This is a genomic window from Microcoleus sp. T3_B1, from assembly GCF_036700445.1.
GTDB lineage: Bacteria > Cyanobacteriota > Cyanobacteriia > Cyanobacteriales > Microcoleaceae > Microcoleus.
The window spans coordinates 47589-73797 of sequence record NZ_JAUBOX010000007.1; the positions used below are offsets into that span (position 1 = coordinate 47589).

The 26209-nt window shown below is 46.8% G+C and carries 24 protein-coding genes and 2 pseudogenes; 18 read left to right on the top strand and 8 right to left on the bottom strand.

Annotated elements, in window-relative coordinates:
* Positions 1 to 51 precede the first annotated feature (51 nt).
* Entirely contained in the window at positions 52 to 921 is an 870-nt protein-coding gene (gene folP, locus QT990_RS06255) for a dihydropteroate synthase (RefSeq protein WP_333139208.1), read from the top strand.
* Here the strand turns inward: folP and QT990_RS06260 are convergent.
* On the bottom strand, positions 912 to 1748 hold the full coding sequence (locus QT990_RS06260) for a stomatin-like protein (protein ID WP_333139210.1): 837 nt from the start codon (positions 1746 to 1748) through the stop codon (positions 912 to 914). The genes folP and QT990_RS06260 overlap by 10 nt on opposite strands.
* Positions 1749 to 1944: 196 nt before the next feature.
* Between QT990_RS06260 and QT990_RS06265 the strand changes: the two are divergent.
* From QT990_RS06265 to QT990_RS06275, 3 genes and pseudogenes are all read left to right on the top strand, one after another.
* Positions 1945 to 2550: pseudogene (locus tag QT990_RS06265) on the top strand (IS607 family transposase); the annotation flags it as partial.
* Positions 2492 to 3631, top strand: coding sequence for a transposase (locus tag QT990_RS06270; RefSeq protein WP_333139377.1), 1140 nt, complete (start codon positions 2492 to 2494; stop codon positions 3629 to 3631). The pseudogene QT990_RS06265 and the gene QT990_RS06270, both read left to right, overlap by 59 nt.
* Before the next feature lie 106 nt (positions 3632 to 3737).
* Positions 3738 to 4508 (top strand): tetratricopeptide repeat protein, encoded by a 771-nt coding sequence (locus QT990_RS06275; RefSeq protein WP_333139212.1) that lies wholly within the window; start codon positions 3738 to 3740, stop codon positions 4506 to 4508.
* Positions 4509 to 4604: 96 nt separating this feature from the next.
* Here QT990_RS06275 and aroB read toward each other — a convergent pair whose 3' ends face one another.
* Positions 4605 to 5699 (bottom strand): 3-dehydroquinate synthase, encoded by a 1095-nt coding sequence (gene aroB / locus QT990_RS06280; protein WP_333139214.1) that lies wholly within the window; start codon positions 5697 to 5699, stop codon positions 4605 to 4607.
* Positions 5700 to 5868: 169 nt separating this feature from the next.
* Here aroB and QT990_RS06285 point away from each other — a divergent pair.
* A pseudogene (locus QT990_RS06285) lies at positions 5869 to 7060 on the top strand (RNA-guided endonuclease InsQ/TnpB family protein).
* 496 nt (positions 7061 to 7556) lie between these two features.
* On the top strand, positions 7557 to 7658 hold the full coding sequence (gene petL / locus QT990_RS06290) for a cytochrome b6-f complex subunit PetL (RefSeq protein ID WP_333139216.1): 102 nt from the start codon (positions 7557 to 7559) through the stop codon (positions 7656 to 7658).
* Positions 7659 to 7839: 181 nt separating this feature from the next.
* Here the strand turns inward: petL and QT990_RS06295 are convergent, their stop codons facing one another.
* Positions 7840 to 8253, bottom strand: coding sequence for an SET domain-containing protein-lysine N-methyltransferase (locus tag QT990_RS06295; RefSeq protein WP_333139218.1), 414 nt, complete (start codon positions 8251 to 8253; stop codon positions 7840 to 7842).
* Between the two features lie 284 nt (positions 8254 to 8537).
* Positions 8538 to 8771, bottom strand: coding sequence for a hypothetical protein (locus tag QT990_RS06300; protein ID WP_333139220.1), 234 nt, complete (start codon positions 8769 to 8771; stop codon positions 8538 to 8540).
* Between the two features lie 135 nt (positions 8772 to 8906).
* Here QT990_RS06300 and QT990_RS06305 point away from each other — a divergent pair, with 135 nt between their 5' ends.
* Positions 8907 to 9119, top strand: a complete 213-nt coding sequence (locus QT990_RS06305) for a helix-turn-helix transcriptional regulator (RefSeq protein ID WP_333139222.1) — start codon at positions 8907 to 8909, stop codon at positions 9117 to 9119.
* A gap of 210 nt (positions 9120 to 9329) precedes the next feature.
* Here QT990_RS06305 and QT990_RS06310 read toward each other — a convergent pair whose 3' ends face one another.
* Complete coding sequence (locus QT990_RS06310) at positions 9330 to 10526, bottom strand: transposase (RefSeq protein ID WP_333139224.1); 1197 nt, start codon at positions 10524 to 10526, stop codon at positions 9330 to 9332.
* A 382-nt stretch (positions 10527 to 10908) separates the two neighbouring features.
* Between QT990_RS06310 and QT990_RS06315 the strand changes: the two genes are divergently transcribed.
* The 11 genes from QT990_RS06315 (at position 10909) to QT990_RS06365 (ending at position 23430) form a co-directional block, all read left to right on the top strand.
* On the top strand, positions 10909 to 11121 hold the full coding sequence (locus tag QT990_RS06315; protein WP_333139226.1) for a helix-turn-helix transcriptional regulator: 213 nt from the start codon (positions 10909 to 10911) through the stop codon (positions 11119 to 11121).
* A 222-nt stretch (positions 11122 to 11343) separates the two neighbouring features.
* Positions 11344 to 11934, top strand: coding sequence for a chromophore lyase CpcT/CpeT (locus QT990_RS06320; RefSeq protein WP_333139228.1), 591 nt, complete (start codon positions 11344 to 11346; stop codon positions 11932 to 11934).
* Between the two features lie 110 nt (positions 11935 to 12044).
* A complete protein-coding gene (locus QT990_RS06325) occupies positions 12045 to 13193 on the top strand; it encodes an NAD-dependent epimerase/dehydratase family protein (RefSeq protein ID WP_333139230.1) in 1149 nt (382 codons plus the stop codon).
* Between the two features lie 377 nt (positions 13194 to 13570).
* Positions 13571 to 14215: a DUF4291 domain-containing protein gene (locus QT990_RS06330; RefSeq protein ID WP_333465041.1), complete on the top strand. Its 645-nt coding sequence runs from the start codon at positions 13571 to 13573 to the stop codon at positions 14213 to 14215.
* 10 nt (positions 14216 to 14225) lie between these two features.
* A complete protein-coding gene (locus QT990_RS06335; RefSeq protein WP_333465042.1) occupies positions 14226 to 15359 on the top strand; it encodes a glycosyltransferase in 1134 nt (377 codons plus the stop codon).
* Between the two features lie 852 nt (positions 15360 to 16211).
* On the top strand, positions 16212 to 16427 hold the full coding sequence (locus QT990_RS06340) for a hypothetical protein (protein ID WP_333139235.1): 216 nt from the start codon (positions 16212 to 16214) through the stop codon (positions 16425 to 16427).
* Between the two features lie 14 nt (positions 16428 to 16441).
* Positions 16442 to 19114: a GAF domain-containing protein gene (locus QT990_RS06345; protein WP_333465043.1), complete on the top strand. Its 2673-nt coding sequence runs from the start codon at positions 16442 to 16444 to the stop codon at positions 19112 to 19114.
* 150 nt (positions 19115 to 19264) lie between these two features.
* Complete coding sequence (locus QT990_RS06350; RefSeq protein WP_333139239.1) at positions 19265 to 20407, top strand: hybrid sensor histidine kinase/response regulator; 1143 nt, start codon at positions 19265 to 19267, stop codon at positions 20405 to 20407.
* Between the two features lie 150 nt (positions 20408 to 20557).
* Positions 20558 to 21388 carry a GUN4 domain-containing protein gene (locus tag QT990_RS06355; RefSeq protein WP_333465044.1) on the top strand — a complete coding sequence of 277 codons (831 nt, stop codon included), beginning with the start codon at positions 20558 to 20560 and terminating at the stop codon, positions 21386 to 21388.
* Between the two features lie 729 nt (positions 21389 to 22117).
* Positions 22118 to 22708 (top strand): YdcF family protein, encoded by a 591-nt coding sequence (locus QT990_RS06360; RefSeq protein WP_333411455.1) that lies wholly within the window; start codon positions 22118 to 22120, stop codon positions 22706 to 22708.
* A gap of 104 nt (positions 22709 to 22812) precedes the next feature.
* Positions 22813 to 23430, top strand: coding sequence for a GAF domain-containing protein (locus QT990_RS06365; RefSeq protein ID WP_333465045.1), 618 nt, complete (start codon positions 22813 to 22815; stop codon positions 23428 to 23430).
* A 266-nt stretch (positions 23431 to 23696) separates the two neighbouring features.
* Here the strand turns inward: QT990_RS06365 and QT990_RS06370 are convergent, their stop codons facing one another.
* The 3 genes from QT990_RS06370 to QT990_RS06380 form a co-directional block, all read right to left on the bottom strand.
* Positions 23697 to 24230 carry a hypothetical protein gene (locus QT990_RS06370; protein ID WP_333411458.1) on the bottom strand — a complete coding sequence of 178 codons (534 nt, stop codon included), beginning with the start codon at positions 24228 to 24230 and terminating at the stop codon, positions 23697 to 23699.
* 155 nt (positions 24231 to 24385) lie between these two features.
* Positions 24386 to 25024 carry a lysophospholipid acyltransferase family protein gene (locus QT990_RS06375; protein WP_333245199.1) on the bottom strand — a complete coding sequence of 213 codons (639 nt, stop codon included), beginning with the start codon at positions 25022 to 25024 and terminating at the stop codon, positions 24386 to 24388.
* A gap of 242 nt (positions 25025 to 25266) precedes the next feature.
* A complete protein-coding gene (locus QT990_RS06380; protein ID WP_333465046.1) occupies positions 25267 to 26208 on the bottom strand; it encodes a phosphate ABC transporter substrate-binding protein in 942 nt (313 codons plus the stop codon).
* Position 26209 lies beyond the last annotated feature (1 nt).

The following is a 26209-nucleotide window of genomic DNA, read 5'->3' on the forward strand; positions in this document are numbered from 1 at the left end:
CGGTTTCTGGCTACCCGTGCGTTCAGTCAGATATCAAATCCCACGATCGCCATGACACATAACCCAAAAATTACACTTAGAAATCAAGCTTTCGAGTGGGGGAAACGCACTTATTTAATGGGCGTTTTGAACGTAACCCCTGACAGTTTTAGCGACGGCGGAGATTTCAATACCATAGAATCTGCTTTAGCGCAAGCGGAAAATATGGTAAAGTCGGGGGGGGTAGATATTATTGATATTGGCGGTCAATCTACTCGGCCTGGTGCAGTGGAAATATCCTTAGCAGAGGAGATCGATCGCGTTATACCTCTCGTACAAATACTGCGACAAAAAGCCGATATTTTTGGCTCAGTTCCTATTTCGATCGATACTACCAGAGCGCAGGTTGCGAAAGCTGCGGTTGAGGCGGGAGCGGATATAATTAACGATATTTCGGGAGCAACTTTTGATTCGGAAATGCTGTCAACCGTTGCTCAGTTAAAAGTTCCAATAATTTTGATGCACATTCGGGGCACTCCCCAGACGATGCAAAAACTGACAGATTATCGCGATTTAATGGGGGATATTGGGGAATTTTTCGAGAGTCGAATTGCGGCAGCAGTTGCTGCGGGGATTGACAAATCTCAAATAATTCTCGACCCTGGTATTGGCTTTGCTAAGAATTACAGTCAAAACTTAGAAATTCTGCGAGAGTTGCGAAAATTCCGTGTTTTAAACTGTCCGATTTTAGTCGGAGTATCGCGAAAAAGCTTCATCGGTCATATTTTGAATCAGCCAGAAGCGAAACAAAGAGTTTGGGGGACAGCGGCGGCTTGTACAGGTGCGATCGCAAATTTGGCCGATATCTTACGAGTTCACGATGTCAGAGAAATGCACGATGTTTGTCTGGTTGCCGACGCTATCTTCAGAAATCAGTCTTGAGAAGTGGGAGTATCAATAACTTTCATTTCCCCGCCCTCAGAATGAACCACATCGGGCATAGAACCCATCAGCTCGCCCAGAGCTTCGCTCATGCTCCGGGGGTCCATAAACAGAATTTTGGCATTGTCGCTTTCGCCCAATTTTTGTTGAGCGTCTAAGTATTTTTCCGTTACTAAGTAATTCAAAACTTGCTTGCTATTCGGATGGGAGTCTAAAGCTTCAACTAAGAGCCTCATATACTCCTTAGTGCCGATCGCCTTATTGACCATTGCTTGCCACTCGCTCTTGGTAGCGCGCTCCAATTCCATAGCTTCTTGCACCCTTTTCGGAGGTGTAATGCTTTGAATTTCTACCCGAATTACTTTGACACCCCAAGTTTCGGTAGCTTCGTCCAACTTCTTGAGTAACTTTTTATTCATGTCATCTCGGGAACCCAAGATGTCTTGCATGGGCAATCGACCAATTTCAGCGCGAAACGTCGTTAAAACTAAGTTGGCGATCGCATTTTCAATTTGATCGATTCCATAATAAGCTTTCTGTAAATTCACAACCCGCCAATACACAACGGCATCGACTTCGAGAGCCACATTATCTCCCGTGATTGCTGACTGAGGTTTAATGTCTAAAACTCTTTCACGGCTTGTGTCCACGCAGACGACTTTTTCGACCAGGGGACTGATAAAGTGGAATCCTGGCTTGAGGGTGCGCTTGTATTGACCCAAACGTTCCACTAAAGCTTCGTCGCCACCGCTGACTATTTTGACGCTTGAGTTAACAGCGTAGCCGAGGATGAGCGCAAAGAGCATGGTAAGAATAGACTGCCCCATTTCTATTTTCCTGCTAAGGTTGACTGAGAATCGATCGGAATTCTACTCTAATTTAACTCAAACTCGACCCCACAGTGCTAAAATATCTCGACTGTTGCGACAAGGTAAATTATTTTTTGTAAATTCCCGGAACAACCCGACCAAACAGGATACCATAGGAGATGCCAGCAAAAAACAACCATCATGACTCGCTTGAGTCACCCCCCGAGAAGCCTGTAAACTCCTCTCGGTTTCCCAAAAGACCCTTAGAAACTGGGACGAAGCAGGGAAAATCAAGACAATTAGAACTCCTACCAACCAGCGACGTTACGACATTGACTCAGTGTTCAGTGACGGACTCCATCCAAGAATCACCGCCCTCTACTGCCGAGTTAGCAGGGCCACACAAAAAGAAGACCTCAACCGACAAATCAGCTACCTCCAAGGAATCTACCCGCAAGGCCAAGTCTTCAAAGATATCGGAGGGGGACTCAATTTCAAAAGAAAAAGTCTTCTTGCCCTTTTGGGACAAGTCATGTCAGGAACTATCAGCCCAATTGTGGTCTGCCACCTTGACCGACTCGCAAGGTTTGGTTGTGACCTCATCAGAGGGGTGTGCGAACAAAACGATTGCAAACTCGTGGTTCTCGGTCGCACAGAACTATCTCCAGAAAGAGAAATCATTGAAGATATCCTTGCCATCATCCACGTATTCAGTTGCCGATTGTACGGACTCCGCAAGTACAAATCTACTATCAAAGAAGATCCGAGTTTACCCGGAAACGAAATTAGCAGCAACCTGGAGAACTTGGATAGCTGCTAGTCGGTGGTGTTACAACCAAGCAATTGCTATCCTCAAAACCCAGAAAATTGGTAAATACGCTCTGCGAAAGCAGATTATGGATAGCGCGCCAGATTGGGTAAAACTACAACCTTACAATCCCAGACAGCTAGCAGTATTTCAAGCATTTGAAGCCCACAAAGCTGCTAAAAAGTCGGGAGGTTCAGCTAAATTCAGAACCTGTCGAGATACGTCTCAAACCATTAGATTTCAAACTGACAACTGGAAATCAAGTACGTTTTACCCTCAAGGGACCAAAGGCTTAAGCTTTAAGTCAGCAGAACCAATTTTGGATGTCATGCAGCACGAGCCAAGCCTAAGCTTAATTAACGGTCAGTGGTTTGTAAGTTATGCAGTCAAGGAAAGCAAGCCTGCTGCGACAGACTCAAGACTGGCTGTGGCACTCGACCCCGGTGTAAGAACTTTTATGACGGGTTTCGACGGGCAGGAGGTACTAGAGGTGGGCAAGTATGATATTGGCAGAATCTACCGTCTTGCTAGGCATCTAGATAAAATAATGAGTCGAATCGGCAACAGCAAGGGGAGAAGTTTTAAACGACTTCGCTATTGCTTGAGAAAAGCTGCATCTAAAATCAGAAACCAAATTAAAAATTTGGTTTCTGAATTGCACAAAAAAACGGCGAAATATCTGTGTGACAAATACAAGGTAATCTTTCTGCCGACTTTCGAGACTCAGCAGATGGTGAAGAAAGTCAAGCGTCGCCTGACTGCGAAAACAGCTAGAGCGATGGTGACTTTGAGTCACTATAAATTCAAAAAAACGTTGAAGCATCAAGCAGCCAAACATGGTTGTGTTGTAGTAGACGTAACAGAAGAGTATACATCTAAGACCTGTTCAAAGTGCGGTCACATTCATACAAAACTAGGAGGCAAAAAGCATTTTGCTTGCCCCTCCTGCGGTCACAAACTAGACCGGGATACCAATGGCGCTTTTAACATTTTGTTGAAAGCTTTGAGAGATACCTCTTTGACTGGAATTCTTGCTGATTTCCAAGTCTTACCATACTCAGCAATCTCGGACTTCCGGGAATTGCCGGGTTAAATGTATCTGTTAATAACTAACTATTTCATCGGGTGGGCCCCATCGGCTCCGACTCTTGCGGCGCTAGTGAAACCCAGGATATCAACAACACGTTTCCACAAAAAACATGAAAAACGATCGAGAGTTTCCCTGGTTCAAACCTTTGATGTGGATTGCCCCAAGCATTTTGGTGGGTGCAGGAATCTGCAGTGTCGCAGTGGCCGAACCGGCCGGGGCTGAGACAATCGCCCTGCAACTATCGCAAAACTTGCACTCGCAGAACTTGCAACCACAGCGCCGAGGCCCTGCTGTTCGGGAAGTTATGTCCTACGAGATGAAGGGAGACGAACTCAGGATTTGCAAGCAGGAAGGCAACTCCGAGAAAAAGTGCCAAGTTGTAGGTAAAGGCTACACGATGGGTTTGAGAACTGCCAACGACCTTTACGGTCAAGGAAATGCTGTCAATGCCGAAGCTTTGTACCGGCAACTAATCGCTCGCTATCCCAAAGAAGCGGATGCTTATTACAAGTTGGCAACTATGCTGTCGGGGCAAGGTAAAATGAGCGATGCGATCGCTCTATTCCAAAAAGCAATTGAAGTCAACCCGCAGCACGCCAAAGCTCACAACGATTTAGGCGTGGCGATGGCAAGTCAGGGGCAGTTGCCAGAGGCAATTGTTCAGTGGAGACAAGCCATTAAAATTAACGATCGATATCCCGATGCTTTAAACAATTTAGGAGTCGGTTTGTACCAACAAGGAGACAAGGAAAACCAAGCGGAGGCAGTAGCCAGCCTCACAAAAGCTAAAGAGTTATTTATCAAGCAAGGCAGAACTCAAGCCGCTAACAGAATAGATAAAATTTTGGAGGAAATTAATTCGCGATCGAGCGGTTCCTAAACTCCAGCGCCGATCGCCGATTGAAAGAAAAAACATCATTGGCGATCGGCGTTAATCAGCATTCAGCGGCGGTTAAACAGCCCCAAAAACCGCAAGCTAAAGCATTTCCTTCAAAACTTGTATAATCAAATCCCCATCCACCCGATCGCTCACAGCAGCCTCACCCAAGCGCACCGGCAGCACAAACCGCACCTTGCCATCCTGCACCTTCTTATCGAGTTGCAAAGTATGCAAAATTTCCTCAACATCCACACCAGCCGGCAATTTGGCAGGTAAACCCGCTTTTTCAATTAAAGCAGATTGACGGCGATCGCACTCAGCATCCCACATTCCCAACTCCACAGCCAACCGGCTTGACGCAGCCATGCCGATAGCCACTCCTTCCCCGTGATTGATCACCTTGTAATTGGTCAAACTTTCCACAGCATGACCGATGGTGTGTCCGTAATTCAAAATCGCCCGCAAACCCGATTCCTTCTCGTCTTTGCTTACCACCTCAGCCTTAGCTTGGCAAGACCTGCTCAAAATTTCTGCCAACAAATCCGCCTTCACATAGCGCATTTGATCCAAACGCTTGCAATTCTCCAACTTCCCGAAAAGTTCAGCATCCCAAATCACCCCGTACTTGATGACTTCCGCCATCGCCGAACGAAACTCTCTCGCCGGCAGAGTTTTGAGTACATCCGGGTCAATTAACACCAAGCGTGGCTGGTGAAAAGCCCCGATTAAATTCTTCCCTAAAGGATGATTTACCCCCGTTTTGCCACCAATAGAAGCATCAACCATCGCCAGCAGCGAAGTCGGAACCTGCACGACATTAATTCCGCGCAGCCAAGTTGCCGCCGCAAAACCCGTCATATCGCCAACCACCCCGCCGCCCAAAGCCACCATTGTCGAGGAACGTTCTAAGCGGTTTTCCAAAGCCGCACCGTAAATTTTCTGCACCGAATTTAAAGTTTTGTACTGTTCTCCCGGTGGTAAAATGCAGCTACTGACTTCCAGACCGGCCGATTCGATGGCCGCTGTTGCTCTTTCGCCGTACTGCCGAAAAATCGACTGATTCGACACCAGCAGCACTTTTTTGCCCAAACTTAGATCGCCCATCAGACTGCCGAGTTCGTCTAAACCGCCCGATCGCACGCAAACATTGTAAGATTGTGGCCCCAAGTCAACTTTAATTATCGATTGCATATTTATCTAATTTAGATATTAGATTTTAGATTATAGTTCTTATAGGTCTTTTTATCAGGAAATTGGGTTAAAAACCCCGTCCTTCGCTTGACGGCTTTAATTGTAAAGTTTTAATAAGTCACGGAACATCCTATGCTGAACATAGTAGCATAAGGTGGGAGGTAAAACCATGCTAGTTTTCGAGTTTAAAGCATACGGAAAATCAAATCAGTTTACTGCCGTAGACGAAGCAATTCGTACCGCAAAATTCGTCCGCAATAGCTGTATAAGGTATTGGATGGACAACAAAAAGGTGGATAAATATGATTTGAATAAATACTGCGCTGTACTGGCGCGTGATTTTTCCTTTGCTGACGAACTCAACTCAATGGCTAGACAAGCTAGTGCAGAACGAGCATGGTCTTCTATCTCCCGATTCTACGATAACTGCAAGAAGGGTGTTGCTGGCAAAAAAGGCTATCCACAGTTCCAGAAAGATTGCCGATCTGTTGAGTATAAATCAACTGGATGGAAACTTGCCGACGACCGAAAATCCATCAATTTTACCGACAAGAAAGGGATTGGGCGGTTAAAACTCAAGGGGACACGCGATTTGCATTTCTACCAAATTAGCCAAATAAAACGGGTGAGATTGGTAAAACGTGCGGATGGCGTATACGTTCAGTTTTGTATTGATATTGATCGAAAGGAAAACATAGCCCCCTCTGGGAACACCATAGGCTTAGACGTAGGATTGAAGGAATATTACACCGACTCAAAAGGAATTACGGTTGAGAACCCGAGATTTTTGCGAAAAGGTGAAAAAGTCCTTAAACGTTGTCAACGTCGGGTGTCCAGGAAAGTAAAAGGTTCAAACAACAGGGACAAAGCTAGGCGGATTCTAGGCAAACGCCATCTCAAAATAAGTAGGCAGCGTAAAGACCATGCAATGAAGCTTGCACGGTGCGTAATCTCATCAAACGATGTAATCGCTTACGAAGATTTGAGAATAAAAAATCTGGTGAAGAATCATTGTTTAGCTAAGTCTATTAACGACGCATCTTGGTATCAGTTCCGTGTCTGGCTTGAATACTTTGGAAAAGTATTTGAAAAGATTACGGTTGCGGTGAATCCGCAATATACCAGCCAAGAATGCTCTAGCTGCGGTGTAATTGTCAAGAAAACGCTATCTACTAGAACGCACGTGTGTAAATGTGGGTGTGTAATGGATAGAGACGAAAACGCGGCTAGAAATATCCTCAAGGAGAGGATTGGGTACGGTAGGGCATACCGGAACTTTTGCGCTTGACGCAAGCAACGCTTTAGGAGAATCAATCTCTACTTTGGCTGGAGAAATCCTGCCTCAGCAAATTGGCTCGTAGATTAAAGAATCCCGGTGCGTTTACGCGCCAGGAGTGTCAATGATTGTTTTGGAGAAATTGCAGTCAGCGCCCCGCACTGAAGTAACGGGCTTGATGCCTACAACTTCAGTTAGTTGACCAGCCAAGCGTCTTAACTGACTAAGTTTTTTGAGTCACGACAGCGGGAGAATGCGTAGCTAGTTCCCCGCTCTGTCGTCAGTGGTTAAACAGTTTTACTCTTAGGTAAGACAGCGCTGCTGACCTAACAAGCTCACTAAACATTGGCGCGTGCTAACATTACCCCGAAAGGAGGCTCTAAGAAAGAGCAAACCATTATGCGTACAGGGTGAAAGGTTTGAAGCAGTAATTGTCCTGTTGAAAGTTTATTACAAAAGAACCCGGAACTAAGTAATTCCAAGGCGGTAAAGGTGTAAATTATTTAAGGCGGTTGAAACCGCTCGTATCGTTTCCCTCTCAGGTCTAAAGACGCTGAGGAACCCACTTACCGAGGATTTTTATGACTCTTAGCGGAATAATAACTTATTTCGGGCTTTTTGGCGGCATGATCGGCTTGGCGACAGTCCTGATGTTTGGTCTGCGGGCTGTCAAACTCATCTAATTTGCTAATTTAGATGCCTCAACCAGAGGATTTAATCTCTGGCAAAAGTATCGTTTGGGCGAAGTATTTGCGCGAAAAATCTCTAGTTTTATCTGTAGATAGATCGCGCAAGTGCTTCCTCCTATAAAACTTTATGCTAGTATTAACTAATTCAATAAATCCAGTACGCAATTGTAACACTTTAACTAGATTGTATGGTGCGTGTCAGAGTGATTTCCTGAATGCCAAGACGTATAAAATAAGTATCATCATAACAGTTATAGTTGCAAACAAGTTCTTCTCCCTCGTAGATGTCAACTGCTGCAACGTCTCGTCGCAATGTCGAAAGAATATTAGGAGACTCCGAACAATGATTGATGAAACGTTGATCGTCAAAGCAAAGAACATATCTACAGAGGATATTGTCAAAATAGGCATATTTTAGGAACTGTTCTTTTGCTGAAGGAGACATACGTTCAACATCAGCCTCTTCATAAGACGTATCGAAGTATGGAGAGTATTCCCAGGTAACAGTACCTTTGGGAATAAACTGCGCTGCGAAAAGACCAATAGCATGAATAAAACTGATGCCAAGTTTTGTCTTAACCAGTAGCATACCGTTTTATTCTCCTGTTATGAAAATAAGCAACAAAATGCTGCTTAAAACTATCAACACCACAACTCTATCACCTACATCCAAATGAAGAAACTGGCCGTTCACTATAGCGCTTCTAATTGAAATCGGAAATATTATAGAGTATAATAGAGTAAAAAAAAACGAAAAAAAAATTATCCGCTTAAGGATGATAATTTTAGCGTGGAGTCTGGCTAGGGGCTGACTTCTGGGTTATAACACAGGAGCGATCGCACTTGCTATAAAACACGATCGCTCCTGATTAATTACAAGATTCGTTCTAATTGAGTCGATCGCACTTCTGCCAATTTCTCAGCCCCTGTCGTATCAAAAACGATCGCGTGTTTAGCCGTCGGCAACAACCGCCGTAAAATCTGTATGTATCCATCCGCATCGCCCCGGCGGTGGAACCGAGCAACCACCAATCGCTGCATATTTGGCAATTGTCGCACGATACACCAGGGATGAGTGTTTAATTTGGGCTTGGATGTTGGTATCATAGGGTAATCCTTCCCCGCAAACGCGGGGTGTGATAGAAAAGGCGATCGCCCTTAAGTTTTCGAGGCTAGGAGGGCGATCGTTTTTAGTGTACATAGATATCATATGTTGCATACGCATCAATGTCAAGTTAAAACATGGGATACGTTAGACTGCGGATTCGAGAACTAGCTGAGCAAAAGGGTTGGACACTAAAGCAAGTTGCGGATCGATCCGGAGTTAATTACAACACTGTCAGAAGCTACGTTCAGCGCGATGCTTTGAATACAGCCGATCTTTCTGCTGTTTACAAAATTGCCCGCGCCTTCGACGTGACAATGGAAGATTTGGTCGAGATTTTGGAAGATTGAGGGCGCACCAATGGGGCGAGTTCGACTAAAGATTCGAGAGTTGGCAGAAGAAAAGGGCTGGACGCTGCAAGACGTGGCAGATCGCCAAGAGGGTCAATTACAACACGGTTAAAGGGTACGCTAGACGCGATGATGGGATGAGTATGGTCGATCTGAGTGCCGTTCAGAAGATCGCCCTTGCTTTTGATGTCATGAGTCAACTACCCAGCATCAAGCGGAGTACCGCCGGAGATGTGGGCTTGTATCTGAGCTCCACCGCAATTGGGACAATCTTTGCAGAATCTCAGCTTTAGTTTCACGGCCCGACACATTAGGGGATGCTGACAAGCTCCCCGTACTCGTCCAGTCCTGCCGGACAAGCAACGTTCTCATGGCAATATTCCGCGCACCCACCAAATCAGCATGAAGCTCGTGTCCGCAACATTCACAGCGAAACAATAGCCCTTTTTTTGGTCTATTGCCTGCTGATGTGTGTCCGCACTTTGGACAGCTTTGCGAAGTATAATGAGCTGGGACTTTAGTAGCTAAAGAGCCGTTCAAATTAGCTTTGTAGTCAATATAGCCGTGCAATTCGGCAAACGACCATTTAGCTTTATTTCGATTAGCTCTTCGCTGTTTCTTGCTAGCCTTTTTACCAGACTTGGACTTCATTCTCTCCCGAACTCCGGTTAGGTTTTTCAGTCCAATCAAAGTATTAGGTTTGGCAATATCCTTGCTAATTTGGTGGTTCACGTCAGCGATAAACCGTCTTTCTCTTCCCGACAAAGCAATTAGTCTGCGCTTTGCCGAACGAGTGTCTTTACGCTGAAGAGTTTGTCTAGCTTTATGATAGCGGTTGGCTTTATGTCTAGCTTCTGAACCTGAGTAGAAATTAGACTTGTTTTGTAAGTCTGTTTCTACGGCTAAGTAGCGCATCCCCACGTCAACGCCAGAAATTCTGGTTATTTTCAGTGGGTCGAGCTCAGGGGTTTCTACCTCAATACTTACCATCAAATAGTAAACCTTAGAGGAACGCTGATAGACAATTTTAGCTGCTCCAAACTTGGAACCCTTGGCAATCAAATCCAGATGCTTGTTGTAGCCATCATACGAAACTACTATTCTACCAGCTAGGGTAATAATACTCACCCTCTGCTCGGATTTGAACGAGTAGTCGCGCTGATAATTCAAGGTACAAGTTCGAGAAATATACTTAGGGGGCTGGTCTAGTCCTTTGTACCTTTTCTTGGTGTACCCTTTGGCAATAGCATCGTTAGATTGTTTTACCTTAGTCCAGAGTGTTTTGTAGGTTGCCGACACTTGTCTGGGTACATTGCAAGCCATCTGAGCGCCCAGCCCAAATCGAACACGCAATTCGTTGTAAACAGCCTTTTGCAACGAGAGCGCCATTGCTGGTTTTGTTCGCATCAAAAGCAACTCGCGAAGTATGATTCAAGGCATCGCGATAAGCCAAGGTAGTCTGAGACACCAAACCTTTGTGCTCGGCATTCAGGTTTAGTTTTAGCTTGGCGGTGATTATTTGAGGCATCACTTTCACGAACGCTGAGAAAATTATATCTCGTGAAGATGGCAAAAGCAAGTGGTGTAGCAAAAATTATTTGTTCGCTCATCGACCGCCCCTCACCTTCGGACACATAAAGTCATCGGTTTGGTTCGGGGCGGCTCTCCTGGCTCACGCAAATTCCTCCCGACGCTCGACGCTCACCTGGGTACAGGTAGAGCGCGGGACTCCTTTTGGTTTAGTTGAAGATTTGGTCGAGTTTTTGGAATAGTAAGGGCGATCGCGCTAATGGGATATGTTAGATTGCGGATTCGAGAACTAGCTGAGCAAAGAGGTTGGACGTTCAAAGAAGTTGCCGATCGCTCGGGAGTCAACTACAACACAGTAAAAAGCTACGGGAGGCGCGATGCTTTGAATACAGTCGATCTTTCTGCTGTCTACAAAATTGCCCGCGCCTTCGACGTGACAATGGAAGATTTGGTTGAGGTTTTGGAAGATTGAGGGCGAACCAATGGGGCGAGTTCGACTACAAATTCGAGAGTTGGCAGAAGAAAAGGGCGATCTCGCTAATGGGATACGTTGATTAATGCCGTACTTATCGCCGCAGTTTCTTTACTTGTTCGTAAACCATATAACTACCTTCTATAGCCGATCGCCCGCTATCCCCTAAAATAATTTCTACTCCCTCAATCCAAAATCTAAAATCCAAAATCTAAAATCGAAATGACTCATTCCACCGATATCGTCACCCTCGCCCGCTGGATGGCCGCCGACTTCAGCAACCAAGCCCAAGCCTTTGAAAACCCGCCCTTCTTCGCCCACATCCGCGTGTGCATGAGGCCTTTGCCCGTCGAAGTTCTGGATGGGCTCAGCTTGTACCTAGAACAAGCCTACGATATTGAACTGAATGTACCGTACCGAGTCCGAGTCTTAAAATTAATCCCGGTGGGCGATCGAATCGACATCGAAAATTATGCCATAGAAAACGAAGAACAATTCTACGGCGCTGCCCGCGACCCGCAACGGCTGCAAGAAATCAAAAAAGAACAACTGACACTACTTCCCGGCTGCACCTTTATTACGCAGTGGACGGGCAACAGCTTCAAAGGGTCTGTCGAACCAGGAAAAGGCTGCATGGTGGTCAGAAAGGGCAAAAAAACCTATCTAGACAGCGAATTCGAGATTGACCAAGACAAATTTATTAGCCACGATCGCGGACGTGACCCAGAAACCGACGCCCATGTCTGGGGAGCCCAGGCCGGCCCCTTTGAATTCACCCGCCGGGCCAGTTTCGCCGACGAAATTCAGGTTTAATCAAAAAAAACAGACTCCTTCCTAGGCGAACACGCTTGATTAAAGGTTCAGAATGCACCATAACCTGATACATTAACCCAGTATTGGCAAGCAAGATTCACCGTTGATTTATGAAAGTCCTGGTTATTGGTGGCGATGGCTATTGCGGTTGGGCAACCGCACTCTACCTTTCTAACAAGGGTTACGAAGTTGGCATCCTCGACAGCTTCGTGCGGCGGCACTGGGATCTAGAACTGTGCAGCGACACCCTCACTCCCATCGCACCGATTCAGCAAAGACTCCAGCGATGGCAAGATTTAACGGGCAAGTCGATCGACTTGTTCGTCGGTGACATCACCAACTACGATTTTCTCAGCAAAAGCATGAGAAAATTTGCACCAGAGGCGATCGTCCATTTCGGCGAACAGCGTTCGGCACCTTTCTCAATGATCGATCGCGAACACGCAGTCCTCACTCAAGTCAATAACGTCGTCGGGACACTCAACCTGCTGTACGCCATCCGCGAAGACTTCCCCGACTGTCACCTAGTGAAATTGGGGACAATGGGCGAATACGGCACGCCGAATATTGACATTGAAGAAGGCTACATTACGATCGAACACAACGGCCGCAAGGATACACTACCCTATCCCAAACAACCAGGCAGTTTCTACCACCTGTCAAAAGTCCACGACTCCCACAACATCCATTTTGCTTGCAAAATCTGGGGTTTAAGAGCCACCGACTTAAATCAGGGCGTCGTCTACGGCGTGCTCACAGATGAAACAGGCATGGACGAACTGTTGATCAACCGTTTGGACTACGACGGAGTATTCGGTACAGCCTTGAACAGATTTTGCATCCAAGCTGCGATCGGTCATCCTTTGACGGTTTACGGCACTGGCGGACAAACCCGCAGCTTCTTAGACATTCGGGATACCGTGCGGTGCGTGGAATTGGCGATCGCCAACCCTGCCGAAGCCGGACAATTCCGTGTCTTCAACCAATTCACCGAACAATTCAGCGTCGGCGACTTAGCCTCCTTGGTGCAAAAAGCAGGGATGGCTATGGGATTAAAAGTAGAAATCAACCACCTCGAAAATCCCAGAGTCGAGAAAGAAGAACATTATTTCAATGCCAAAAACACCAATTTGCTAGACCTCGGTTTGCAACCGCACTATCTCTCAGATTCCCTGCTCGATTCTCTGCTGAATTTTGCTACAAAATATCAGCACCGTGTCGATAAAAACCAAATTTTGCCGAAGGTTTCTTGGAAGTAAGTTCGGGCCTCTATCTGCGGGGAAAGAGCTTTTTAACGAACCGCGAAGGCGCGAAGGGCGCGAAGTAAGAGAAAAGAAGGGAAGAGAGGAGAAGGGTTCGCAAGTTCTGAATGGATTTGGCTGTATATTACGATAATCTATCTTTTTTATCTCTTTCTCTGTGTCCTCTGTGTCCTCTGCGGTTAATTAAAAAATTCCATAACGAAGCCCCATTTGCCTCTGGAACAGAAATATTAATTGCCAGAACAGCAAAGGAAATTCACAGAATTAATTGCTTTGCCGAAGGTGTGGAATTGCTTTGAGGCGGGATAATTGTAGGGATAGGAATTCACGGAGTTTGTATGTTGCCCCCAGAAACATCACGAGAGTAATTAGTTGTGGTGAAGCTGCTAACAGAGCCCTACTTAAACCAGGCAAGTAAATGGCCGAAAACAGGTCGTCACATTCTGGCACAATTTGATGAACATACGGTCGTAGTGTACCAAGCCTACCGTCCGGCGATCGGTCTTTTTGCAGCGGAACAAGGTTATTTCGGTGGGGAATTTAGTCTGAATCGCATGAGTTGGATTAAGCCCAATTTTCTATGGATGATGTATCGCTCGGAATGGGGAACAAAACCCGGACAAGAAGTAATTCTGGCTATTTGGCTGAAGCGCTCGGCTTTTGACGAAATTTTAGCATCTGCTGTCCATTCTAATTTCGTTCCAGCAGTGTATGGAAGCGAAAAAGAATGGCAACAAGCTGTTAAAAATTCGGCTGTACGGCTGCAATGGAACCCGGACCATCACCCAAATGGATCGAAAATGGATCGGCGGGCAATTCAACTCGGTTTGCGCGGCAGTGTTTTAGCTCGTTACGCGCGAGAATGGATTGTTAAAATCGAGGATATTTCCCAATTCGTACAGCAACAGCGTCAATATAATGGAGGCGATAGCACGCAATTACTGACTCCCTGCGAGGCAGTGTATCCTGTCATCGACCCCGACATCTTCCAGAGGCTAGGATTATCATCGGTTTCCTAAACAATTTATTATGAGAATCGCTCTTTTCACTGAAACTTTCCTGCCGAAAATAGACGGCATTGTCACTAGACTGATTCACACTGTAGATCACTTGCAGCGCGCGGGCGAACAAGTTCTGATATTTTCTCCAGATTACGGGATTAAAGAATACAAAGGTGTCCGAGTTTACGGTGTGGAGGGTTTGCCTTTGCCGATGTACCCGGAATTGAAAATGGCACTTCCTTCTCCGGCTGTCGGTCGCCAATTAGAGCAGTTTAAACCTGATATTATTCATGTTGTCAATCCCGCTATTTTGGGATTGGGCGGTATATATTACGGGAAAAAGTTCAACATTCCGATTTTGGCTTCTTATCACACGCATTTGCCCAAATATTTGCACCACTACGGTTTTGGAGTCCTCGAACCTTTATTGTGGGAATTGCTCAAAGGTGCTCACAACCAAGCAGAACTGAATTTATGTACTTCTACAGCAATGGTAGAAGAATTGAGAACCCACGGCATTGAGCGGGTAGATTTGTGGCAGCGGGGTGTAGATACTGAAATGTTTGTCCCGGAATTGGCAAGTCGAGAAATGCGATCGCGCCTTTCTGCAAATAACCCAGACAGCCCCCTGCTGCTGTACGTCGGCCGCCTCGGTGCAGAAAAAGAAATCGAACGCATCAAACCAGTCCTCGCAGCGATTCCCGATGCCCGCCTCGCCTTAGTGGGAGACGGCCCGCATCGGCAAACCCTGGAACAATATTTTGCCGGTACACCCACCAATTTTGTCGGCTACCTCAAGGGGCAAGAACTCGCCAGAGCTTACGCATCCGCCGACGCCTTCATTTTTCCCTCCCGCACCGAAACCCTGGGCTTAGTGCTCCTAGAAGCAATGGCTGCGGGGACGCCTGTAGTGGCGGCGCGCAGCGGCGGAATTCCCGATATCGTCACCGACGGTGTTAACGGATATTTATTTGACCCCGCCGACGAAGAAGGAGCACTAGCCGCCACTAAGCGTCTGTTTGCGAATCCCGAAGAACGGGAAACCCTGCGCCACAACGCTCGCCGAGAAGCCGAACGCTGGGGTTGGGCCGCCGCCGCCGCACAACTGCAGCGGTACTATCAATCAGTGGTGTTTGCCGAGTCTATGCCCAGAGCGGCCTAAATGTCAGGATCTGTAGCACCTTTAAACATCGCCGCCAGCTTAGCTTGGCTGTTCGATCGTCAGTTGGTATTGAATAGGGATGTTTTCAAAGACCGATCGAACTTTTTTGCTGCATAAATTACCGTCGTTATCCTGCTGTTTTCGTATAGTAAACGAATTCTTGTAAACTCTTAGAAGATAGCGGTAGACATTGGTAAGCTGTTAGTCATTTAAATTTATTGCCTCAACCCCTTGCAGTATGGGGTCTGGCCCACAAATAGTGCAGTTTGAATGTCGAACAGCTTAGTATGTAATAGGATAGGCTACCGTTTAAAACCAGCGCCGAAGCATCGGACTAAGCGAAAAAGTTTCGTAGTAAGCGTAACGGATCAGCCCCCAAAAGCGTAACGCATTGAATAGCGCTTTCAATATTTTGTTGAAAGCTTTGAGAGATACCTCCCTATTAGGGATCGCTAAAAGCGATGCCTGATCTGCCATACACAGTATATCGAGGCGCAATCCTGGATTTACCGGGTTAAATGTATCTGTTGCGTTTACCATTAAACTATGAGTAAGCTCTGTAGGAATGCCTTGCGCGCTGCTTTCATAGCGCCCTTTACCTGACCGGATACGGTCGCCGAGTGCGCTAAAACTGTCACACCGCGCGCTGGGGCCGAGCACAGAGCGTCAAATCCACACTGCACTCTCGATCGAACTAAAGCCTGTCACCTAATTTTCAGGCCTTCTGTTTTGCGAACTCAAGTTCAGCTTGAATTGACGAACCCTCATCAGTAAGCTGTCGCGCCTTTTAATTGCATATTCAGGGCGGGCGGGACGCCCAACCCCTACTCCCCACAAGAGTTAGATTGTTTTTTGACAGACAATTTAAATGCCGCAACAGCTTATCGAGGTTGGAAAAAAGATCGATCGAGCATACAAAACAAGCAAACTGAAGTTGCGTGCGCCACTTTTGAACTCACGATTCATCAAAACGACAAGCGAGTGCCGATGCGCTGGCAAACAAATTCAAGAGTTTGCACCGCCGCCGAATCTAGCGCCGATCGACCTGCGGTCAGTCTACCCCTCTGAGCAAGCAGTTAATCATGACATTCTCCAATACTGGTAGCGTTCTGGCTACACTGACTCAAGTCAATTTTATGGGGGCATTGACCTCCCGTGTTAAGAGCCTGCCAGTTCCTGAATTAGTGTGCCTGCTGGACTTTATCACGGCTGAATTTCAGCAATTTATCCGGGCGATGGACCTGATTAACAATGAAGCACTCGAAAGTCTCTTAGAGCAACTTTTAGATGCCTTCACTGTCAAAATTGGCCAAATTTTGCAAGCAGACCGGACAACAATTTTTTTGGTTGACTCCAACAAAAATCAACTGTGGCACAAAACACTCGATCCACTGACGGGCGAGGAGGTAGAAGTACGCTTGCCTATGGATGCAGGCATTTTAGGCTACGTAGCAACAACCGGAAAATCTATTAATGTCGCCGAAGCTCGATCGCACGAGTATTTTAATTCCGAAGTAGACGAACCACCGGGCTACCACATCGAGACCATGCTGTGTATGCCAATTTTTAGCAGCAAGAGCCAACAGGAACCCGTGGCGGTGGTCAGACTGTTAAATAAAGCTGGCAAAGTCTCCTTTAGCGAGGAAGACGAACAGCAGTTCCAGGCTTTTGCAGATTCGATCGGGATTATTCTCGAAAGCTGTCAGTCTTTCTACGTCGTGGCCCGCAACCAGCGAGGGGTTGCCGCACTTTTGAGAGCGACCACGACTTTGGGTCAAAGTCTTGACTTGGAAACCACTTTGCGCTCTGTCATGGATCAAGCTCGCGACTTGATGCAGGCCGATCGCAGCACGCTATTTTTGTTAAATCGGGAAACCAACGAACTTTGGACAAAATTAGCTAAGGCTGACGGCACAACGATGATGGAAGTCCGCCTTCCTGCGAATAGGGGAATTGCTGGCTACGTGGCTTCGACTGGTCAACCTCTAAATATTACAGATGCTTACGACGATCCCCGCTTTGATCCCTCTACAGACCAGCAAACGGGATACCGCACTCGGACTGTCTTGTGTATGCCGGTGCATAACGCTAAAGGTGAGCTGATCGGGGTAACTCAGCTAATTAATAAGAACCAAGGTACGTTCACCCCTTCCGACGAAGAGTTTTTGCGAGCGTTTAATTCCCAAGCGGGAATGGCGCTGCAAAATTCTCAACTTTTTCAGAACGTGATGGTGGAAAAGCAGTATCAAAAAGATATGCTGCAAAGTCTTTCAGATGCAGTAATTTCCACCGATTTACAGGGGCGAGTTGTAACGATTAACGAAGCGGCGCTGGAATTGTTGGGCTGTCCGGTAAATCCAGATAAAAGCAAACACAATCCCCAGATTTGGGAAGAAAAACTTGTGAATCGCTATGTTTGGGAAGTTGTACCGATCGAAAATTTGCAATTTCGACTCGAAGACAGTCTCAACAATGCTGCCAGACATTACGTTCCCGAACAAAGTTTAACTGTGGGACTGTTGGTAGAAAAAACGCTCAATTCTCAACAAAAAGAAGAAGAAGAAGAAGAAGAAGAAGAAGAAGAAAGTTATATTTTGGCCGTGCCCGATCGCACTGATCCTAATTTATATTACGCTTGGGGCGAAAACCGCGCGTGGACTGAGGAAGTAGCGCTGGCAGAATTAGCTAATGCCCAATCTCTATTTGCGCTGCGAAATTCTGCCCTGTATCACCCTTATTGTCCGCTGCCCATCCCCGCCGCTCGAATAAAAGTAATTGAACGTAGTTTGAATTTGACTGTCAACCCGCTGCTCAATCCAGAGGGCGGCGTGCGTGGCGGTTTAGTGGTACTCGAAGACATCAGCCACGAAAAGCGGATGAAAAATACGATGTACCGCTACCTGACTCCTGGAGTCGTAGATAAAGTGATGGCCTTGGGTGAAGGCGCCCTGATGGTGGGCGAACGCAAAGAAGTGACTATTTTATTTTCCGACATTCGCGGCTATACCACGCTGACCGAAAATTTGGGAGCGTCCGATGTGGTATCCCTGCTGAACGAATATTTTGAGACGATGGTGGAGGCCGTTTTCCACTACGAAGGCACTTTAGACAAGTTTATCGGCGATGCTTTAATGGCGGTTTTCGGCGCGCCCCTGCCACTGAATCCTCCGGAAAGTCACGGTTGGATGGCGGTTCAGTCGGCTTTAGATATGCGCCGCCGTTTGAAAGAGTTTAATGATTCTCGCCCCGGTGCAGATCCGTTTCGCTTCGGAATTGGGATTAGTTCGGGAGAGGTGGTTTCGGGAAATATTGGTTCCCAAAAGCGGATGGATTACACGGTAATCGGGGATGCGGTGAATTTGAGTTCGCGCTTGGAACAGCTTACAAAGGAGTACGGCTGCGATATAATTTTGAGCGAATTTACATACAGTTTGTGTCGCGAAGGGATTTGGGTGCGAGAGTTGGACAAGGTGCGGGTTAAGGGAAAAAATCAGCCGGTGGGTATTTACGAGTTGCTGCAAAATAGTTCTGAACCCATTGATGGGGAAACCGTTCGGTTTTTGGAACTTTACAGCAACGGTCGGGATGCTTATATTGCTAGAAATTTTCACAAAGCTATTAATTGTTTTGAAGCGGCTTTAGCTATGCGACCGAACGATCGACCTGTGGAAGTTCACCTCGACCGATCCCTAAGCTATTTGGAAGTACCCCCGCCCGATGATTGGGACGGCGTGCATACTATGACAACCAAGTAGTAGATTATATTACATCCGAGTGCTCAAAAGTAAAAAGATTTGATAAACTTTTGATATATTCCTTATGACAGAGTTAAGAAGTGGAAAAATGTGAAAACATAAATCGGATGCCATATTAAAGTTAGTATTTATTTCCAGGCTAACAATTAAATGAGTTATTTATCTGTTCCGAATGCCACAAAAGCCGATCGGATTCTGGTGGTAGACGACGCACCAGATAATGTTTTGTTGGTTCAGACAATCCTAGAAGAAGAAGGTTACGAAATTAGCACCGCCGAAAACGGCTTTTCTGCCTTGAGTCAAATTGACAAGTCAGCCCCGGATTTGGTACTGCTAGACGTGATGATGCCGGGAATGGATGGTTACGAAGTGACTAAACGAATCCGAGAAAATAAGGAATTGCCCTTTATGCCGATTTTGCTGATCACTGCTCACGACAGTGCGAGCGTAGTGCAGGGATTGGACATGGGAGCAGACGATTTCATCCGCAAACCAGTCGAAATGGACGAACTGCTGGCGAGGGTACGATCGCTCCTGCGGCTAAAACACAGCGTAGACGAGCGCAACTCGATCGCCATCCAGCGCGAAGATTTTGTCTCCCGGCTCGCTCACGACTTGCGGACGCCGCTGGTAGCAGCCGATCGAATGCTAAGTTTAATGCAGCAGGGAGCTTTGGGAGAAATTTCGCCTCAGATGCGCGACGCTTTCGGGACGATGGTTCGCAGCAACAAAAACCTGATCGCGCTGGTAAATATGCTGCTGGAAGTTTACCGCTACGAAGCAGGCCGCAAATCCCTAACTTTTGCTGCCGTGGACTTGCGCCAGCTTATTACTGAGGTAGCTGAAGAACTAGCTCCCCTAGCGGATGCTAAAGGTTTGTCGATAAATTTAGACTTGACAGAAAGTGCAGAAAGTGCACCGATTGCGAAGTATCCGGGCGATCGTCTGGAACTGCACCGCTTGATGACAAATTTAATCGGAAATGCGATTAAATTCACCGACAACGGCTCAATAGATGTCAGCTTAAAAGCTGCTAATTCACCTGCTTATACTAGCTTCAAAAACCAACCGCTGGCATGGGTAATCATAGAAATCAAAGACACCGGTGCCGGCATTTCGCCCGCAGCACAAACGAAGTTATTTGAAAGGTTTGGGCCGGGAACTCACTTGCGGTCTGCTACAGGTTTGGGACTACACCTCTGCCGCCAAATAGTCGAAGCTCACCGCGGCACGATCGACGTAAAATCAGAGTTGGGCAAAGGCAGTTTGTTTACTATTCGCTTGCCTTGTTAGACCGGTATAAATAACTCTAACTTTGGGGTGCGAAAAGCGCACATTACTACAGATAAACTGTAATTGTAGGGTGTTCCGTGCGTACCTAATCGAATTAGGGTTAATTTACCAGATGTCCTATAATTACTTGGCAACCGAATTGATGGCGATATGTCTAACTGTCCAGTGTGCGGTGCTGAATACATAGAAGAAAAAGCAGAGTTTTGCTCGATTTGCGGCTGGGATGTGACTCCCTACCCGCAACGTGCTAAGCCTTCCAAAACTTATTTAAAAAAAGAACAAGTTAGATTGCAGTGGGCAAAACAAATGTGGGAATTGGCCCGCACTCAACAAAATTGGTCAGCTAAATTTGATGAGTTGCATGGGGAATTGCAGCAAGGTGCGATCGCCCGCACGTACCTGCAATCTCAGTTAGAATGGGTTCTGTACCGCCTCGAACAACTAAACCCCGAATTGATTGTCAGCACTCTACTGCGACTAGAAGACAAAATCGGCGGTATACCTGCCACAACTCCGGCTATTTCCGAAGTGGGGATGGACTACCGCCAACTGACAAAGCTATTAGAAACTGGAAAATGGCGCAAAGCTGATGAACACACTTGGGAAATCTTGCTGCAAATCGCTGTCAGGGAAGACGAAGGCTGGCTGAGTGCAGCCGATATTGACAGTTTTCCTCCTACAGACCTTCGCACGATCGACAAACTTTGGCAACAATACAGCAGCGGGCGGTTCGGGTTGAGCGTGCAGCAGCAGATTTGGGAAAGTACCGAGGCAAATTATACTGAATTTTGCGATCGCGTCGGCTGGCGAGTCAAGGAAAATTGGAAATATTACAGCGAGCTCTCCTTCAACGAAGATGCTCCCCTGGGACATCTCCCCGTCACCGCATGGAGACAGCGCGCCTGTTACGGTGCTGGTAAACTCACCGCAGCAGAAAACTTTGCCCGCATCGCTGCGAAACTCGCAACTGGCGATCGGTAATCATCAAAAAAAAATCAAAATCGACATTAACTGCTATAATCAAAACGGTTTAGCAACTGGGGCTGTGGCTCAGATGGATAGAGCAAGCGCCTCCTGAAGAATCGGGCACCCTGCGAGGAAACTCTAGGAGTGAATGTGGTCAAATTTGGTGAAACCTAAAGAGTTCGTGGGTTCCTATGACTCTAAGGCAATACCAAGCCAAGCCTGAGTTCAGGGCGATTAAACAATCGCCTATATTGAAATCAGGAAGGTTTAGAGACTAGACGGTCACCACCTAAAAGCTGCAAGCATATGGTGAAGGTATAGTCCAGAGAGTGGGGAAACTCACACAAATCTGAAGCGCTAGGCCGCCGGTTCGAACCCGGCCAGTCCCGTTAAAAACCAAGAAAAATTAACAGCAGGAGGGGTAAGCCTAAGTTTTGCCCCTCTTTTTTGCATATCCGCTAACGAATTCGCCCACAGACGAATACTTGGTTGAACACGAGGACTTACGCAGAACCTCTATAGAATCCATCGGAAATCTAAAATCTGAAATCTCAAATCTAAAATCACCTGTTTCAGCCCACCACAAGCGTAGAGTCAATCTAAAATCTAAAATCTAAAATCTAAAATCTATGATCCCCCGACCCTTTTTTAATTTTTAATTTTTAATTCCTGTTAGTGGGCTATACGTGCGGTATTTTTTGCTATGGTTCCTTTGTGAGTTACATAAAATTTTTATAGGTTTAGATGTGGTTAAGAATCAATTCAAACACGCGGCGTTACCAGCCTTTGAATACTTCACGCAGTTTTTGGTTCCTAGTAGGGCTTTTGATGGCGTTTTGGTTTGGCTACCAGCAGCTTAAGAGCGAATTTCAGAGACCCCAAGCTGTGTTAGTTCTAGGTGGGGCTATTGAGCGAGAGGTGTTTGCCGCCAAATTTGCTCTGGATCACCCTGAATTGCCGATTTGGGTGTCGTCTGGCAGCAATCCTGAGTTCGCGGAATGGGTGTTTTCAGAAGCCGGAATTGAGTCCGATCGCGTGCACTTAGACTACAGAGCAGTGGATACGGTAACAAATTTTACTACGCTGGTAGATGAATTGAAAGCTAGAGGGATTGAGAGCGTGTATCTGATCACTTCAGACGATCATATGCGGCGAGCTCAGATTATCGGCGAAATCGTGCTCGGCAGTCGAGGCATTAGTTTTAAGCCTGTGGCAGTTCCGTCTGGGCGAACCCCCGAACCGGTGGAAAAAGCTGTTCGCGACGGCGCTAGGGCTATTCTTTGGCTGACAACCGGTTATACAGGTGCTAACTTCAGCCAAGCCAGAATGGAATAAACAAAGGAAAGCATTGAGCAAGTTTTAAATTTTTTCCCATTCCCTCTGCTTTTAAAACTTCTCTCCTCTAGCGATTTAACGAACCGCGAAGACGCTGATGACAAATGCGTAAAAGAAGAGAAGAGAAAAGAAGGAGTAGTTTAAAATTAGTAGATGAAATTCAAAAGCTAAAGTTAATGACCGACCAAATTCTGCCACAATTTATAGAGGAAATTTTGAGTGACAGCAAAACGCCGGATGCTGTTTTTTCGGCTTTGGTGCCGGCTTTAGGCGAGGTGTTAAATTGCGATCGGGTTTTTCTCTACCTCCGCAATCCTAAAACGCAAATGGGCAGAGTACCTTACTGCTGGCGTCGCAACTCCAACATTCCAGAGGTTTGGGACGCAGAATGGAAAAAAGAACCAGAATCTTTAGGGGAAGAAGACCCTTTGTTTGCAGCCGCTTTGCGAACTGAACCTTCGATTTTTGTTGAGGATGTTGAAACAGCAAATCCTGAAGTTGTTAACAAAGATTTTGAGGCAAAAGAGTTCGGACATCGAGCTTTGATTCACGCTCACCTTTGTGCTGACGGCTTATTGTGGGGGGTTTTGCAGCCTTGTATGTTCGATCGCCCCAGAGTTTGGACTGACTTCGATCGCCAAGTTATCGCAGCAGTTACAGAAAAAATTTCGCCTTTAGCTGTCGCTTATGTCACCGCCTCAGCATCAAAAGATGAGCGATAAAAATCAATAATTTACCTGTAGGGATCGCGTGGGCAATGAATGAATGTCAACTTAAGACTAAAACCCGGTCTCGATCGGGGTTTTAGCCGAATCTCAATGCCCTTCCAGGCAGACGAAAGACCGTTTCCGGTTCCCCCCTGTTTAAGTTAGGGGGGATCGATGCGCTAATTTTCACACAAAAGTCTGGTACTAAATTTGAGCTGATTGTTCTCACCAATGGTGAGGTGTGCATCGCCCTAGGGATAGACTTGGTGCACAATTCTTGTTTAAAAAACGCCCCAATTTTGAATGCCCCGACCACTGAAAATCCCTTGAGCCCGACTAATATCATCCTCAGCGCCATCTACTACCACCAAATAATCGCCGGCCCGCAGGCGATCCGTGTAAATTCTCGCTGTTTCTTCGGGAATTCCCAAGTCAGTCAAGGCTTTCACCACTCCACCGAAATTCGCAGCCGCGACGCCAGTGCTTGCTACGGTAGCCACCAGTGAGGCGCCGAAAGTCCCCGCTGCAATCATCGGCCCGATTCCGGGAATAGCTAAACTTCCGAGACCAACTAGGAAGCTGGCTAAAGCACTATTTGTCAGAGTTTCTCCAACCACTGCTGATCCTGTGTCTAGATTTTTCTCGCCCACCTGAGTGCTAGTTTGAGTATCGCCTACAGACTCACCTGCATCCCTAGCAACAACCGAAACTTTATCCATTGGAAACCCGGAAGATTTCAATTCTGCCAGAGCTTGCTCGGCATCTTCGCGGTTAGAAAACAATCCCAACGCGCGGGTTTGATTGCTTGTTACCATATCTTTCTTCTTATCCCCTGTCAAATTAAACTCAAATTCAAGCCTAATTATTGCGCTTGTTTTTCAATCACGTATATTGATATTTTTCGATGTTTATCTTCAGCATTCATCTATCTGTAGATATAACCTGAAAAACAGCAACAAAAGTTATAAAATCAGCGACCCAAATCGTGCATGGCATTAATCTCGATCGCACATCTTTGAGTCAGCGCTTGCAACTCCTCGCGATCCGAGGAACCGGGCGCTTCAATTAGCTTGCCAATTCGCACCGTCAGCGGCACCGGACGCGGCATTCCCGAACCTTTCGACGAAATCGCGTGAGTTCCCCACAAACTAACAGGCAACAGCGGCGCTTTTGCCTTAGCAGCTATCAGCGCAGCACCTAATTTAGGTTCAGTAATTCTGCCGTCTGGCGTGCGAGTTCCCTGCAAAAATACACCCGTCGCCCAGCCATTTTCCAAAGAGTTGATAGCCGATCGAATTGCACTGCGGTCGGCACTTTCGCGTTTCACAGGATAAGCACCGTAAAGCGTAATTGCCTGCTTCAAAATAGGAACTTTAAATAACTCTTCCTTTGCCATAAATGCGACGGGCCGCCTCATGCAATTCGACAAAATCGGCGGGTCAAAATCGCTGGCGTGATTGCTGACTACCACCAGTGGCCCTTCTGTCGGAACATTTTCTGCACCGTAGATGCGGCCCCGAAAGTACAGGTGCAGCATCGGGCTGACAATTGACCATTTGAATAAATAGTAGAGAAGTAAACTTTCGACTGGTTCGCGACTTTTGCTCACAGAAAAACCTTAAATTTTAAATTACATCGAATATTAGCCTATCAGATCGAGTCCGTTTGAGATTATTCGGCGGTTGAAACCGCTTCTTGTCAAACGAAGTCCGCCTGCGCGGACTGAAGAATATAGTCCGCGCAGGCGGACTTTGCTTGTGTAGCGCCAGAATTTATTCTGGCGGACTATTTGCTTGTGTAGCGCCAGAATTTATTCTGGTGAATTCCTGAATTTCAAAACTTTGCAAAGGCTCAATTTCCAGCCAGCATAGCTTTCTGTCCTTCCGAAGAAGTCGCGTAGCCCAAGAAATCCTTAACTGCTTGGCTAGGAGGATTTTTGTAGGCGTAGTACAACTGGCGTTTGTAAGGATAGTTACCCGCATCCGGCGTCGCACCGTTAACGGGAACAACGCGCACCGTTCTCTGATTGGCTACTTGAGCGAAAGTCGCATAGCCAATGCCGTTGTTGCCTAAAGCTTGCAGCAGGGGAGTTGTAGCATCTCGATCGAGCGTGGTAATATTTGCCGTCGTACCAAACTCGCCACCTCCGAGCACTTGTTCTTTAAACGTTTGGTGAGTGCCGCTAACTGCCGGTCGATTTATCACTTTAATCTGGCCTGCCGGGCCGCCGACTTTCGACCAGTCTTGAACATTTCCCTTGAAGATATCTTGAACTTGAGCGGAGGTTAAACCTGCTTTGAAGGGGTTGTTAATGCCGACTACAAGGGCGATCGTATCTAGGGCAACGGGCACAGCAGCCAAACCCTGACCTTGTTCTTGAGCCGTCAAAGGTCGCGATACCGCTGCAATATCGGCTGTTCCCGCCGCCAAATCCTGAATTCCTTTTTCAGAACCGTTCGCTTTGGTATCGACTCTCGTGCCCGAAAATTTGCCTTGAAAGCCGTTCTTGAGGTTCTGATTGATTGTCACCATGCTGGTGGAACCGTCAATTCTCACCGCCGTACCCGCAGGAACAGAAGCTGGAAGCGCAAAGGAACTAGCTGCAACAGGCGAAGCACCGCCCACTACTGGCGCGACGGGAAGTGGGACGCCATCGCCTGCGGGTGTGGGAGTGGGGGGATTGTTACTAACATCTTGCGACGCTGGTTTGTTGAGAAAAAAGAACCAGCCACCACCGGCTAGCAAGAGAAATAACAGGATAAAAACTATGGGGGGAGGCCCGCTCTTAGCCATA

Bases quoted from the DNA above. Each gene is read 5' to 3' on its own strand.
- folP (WP_333139208.1), top strand. From the start codon at position 52: ATGACACATAACCCAAAAATTACACTTAGAAATCAAGCTTTCGAGTGG.
- QT990_RS06260 (WP_333139210.1), bottom strand. From the start codon at position 1,748: ATGGGGCAGTCTATTCTTACCATGCTCTTTGCGCTCATCCTCGGCTAC.
- QT990_RS06275 (WP_333139212.1), top strand. From the start codon at position 3,738: ATGAAAAACGATCGAGAGTTTCCCTGGTTCAAACCTTTGATGTGGATT.
- aroB (WP_333139214.1), bottom strand. From the start codon at position 5,699: ATGCAATCGATAATTAAAGTTGACTTGGGGCCACAATCTTACAATGTT.
- petL (WP_333139216.1), top strand. From the start codon at position 7,557: ATGACTCTTAGCGGAATAATAACTTATTTCGGGCTTTTTGGCGGCATG.
- QT990_RS06295 (WP_333139218.1), bottom strand. From the start codon at position 8,253: ATGCTACTGGTTAAGACAAAACTTGGCATCAGTTTTATTCATGCTATT.
- QT990_RS06300 (WP_333139220.1), bottom strand. From the start codon at position 8,771: ATGATACCAACATCCAAGCCCAAATTAAACACTCATCCCTGGTGTATC.
- QT990_RS06305 (WP_333139222.1), top strand. From the start codon at position 8,907: ATGGGATACGTTAGACTGCGGATTCGAGAACTAGCTGAGCAAAAGGGT.
- QT990_RS06310 (WP_333139224.1), bottom strand. From the start codon at position 10,526: ATGCGAACAAAACCAGCAATGGCGCTCTCGTTGCAAAAGGCTGTTTAC.
- QT990_RS06315 (WP_333139226.1), top strand. From the start codon at position 10,909: ATGGGATATGTTAGATTGCGGATTCGAGAACTAGCTGAGCAAAGAGGT.
- QT990_RS06320 (WP_333139228.1), top strand. From the start codon at position 11,344: ATGACTCATTCCACCGATATCGTCACCCTCGCCCGCTGGATGGCCGCC.
- QT990_RS06325 (WP_333139230.1), top strand. From the start codon at position 12,045: ATGAAAGTCCTGGTTATTGGTGGCGATGGCTATTGCGGTTGGGCAACC.
- QT990_RS06335 (WP_333465042.1), top strand. From the start codon at position 14,226: ATGAGAATCGCTCTTTTCACTGAAACTTTCCTGCCGAAAATAGACGGC.
- QT990_RS06345 (WP_333465043.1), top strand. From the start codon at position 16,442: ATGACATTCTCCAATACTGGTAGCGTTCTGGCTACACTGACTCAAGTC.
- QT990_RS06350 (WP_333139239.1), top strand. From the start codon at position 19,265: ATGAGTTATTTATCTGTTCCGAATGCCACAAAAGCCGATCGGATTCTG.
- QT990_RS06355 (WP_333465044.1), top strand. From the start codon at position 20,558: ATGTCTAACTGTCCAGTGTGCGGTGCTGAATACATAGAAGAAAAAGCA.
- QT990_RS06360 (WP_333411455.1), top strand. From the start codon at position 22,118: ATGTGGTTAAGAATCAATTCAAACACGCGGCGTTACCAGCCTTTGAAT.
- QT990_RS06365 (WP_333465045.1), top strand. From the start codon at position 22,813: ATGCGTAAAAGAAGAGAAGAGAAAAGAAGGAGTAGTTTAAAATTAGTA.
- QT990_RS06370 (WP_333411458.1), bottom strand. From the start codon at position 24,230: ATGGTAACAAGCAATCAAACCCGCGCGTTGGGATTGTTTTCTAACCGC.
- QT990_RS06380 (WP_333465046.1), bottom strand. From the start codon at position 26,208: ATGGCTAAGAGCGGGCCTCCCCCCATAGTTTTTATCCTGTTATTTCTC.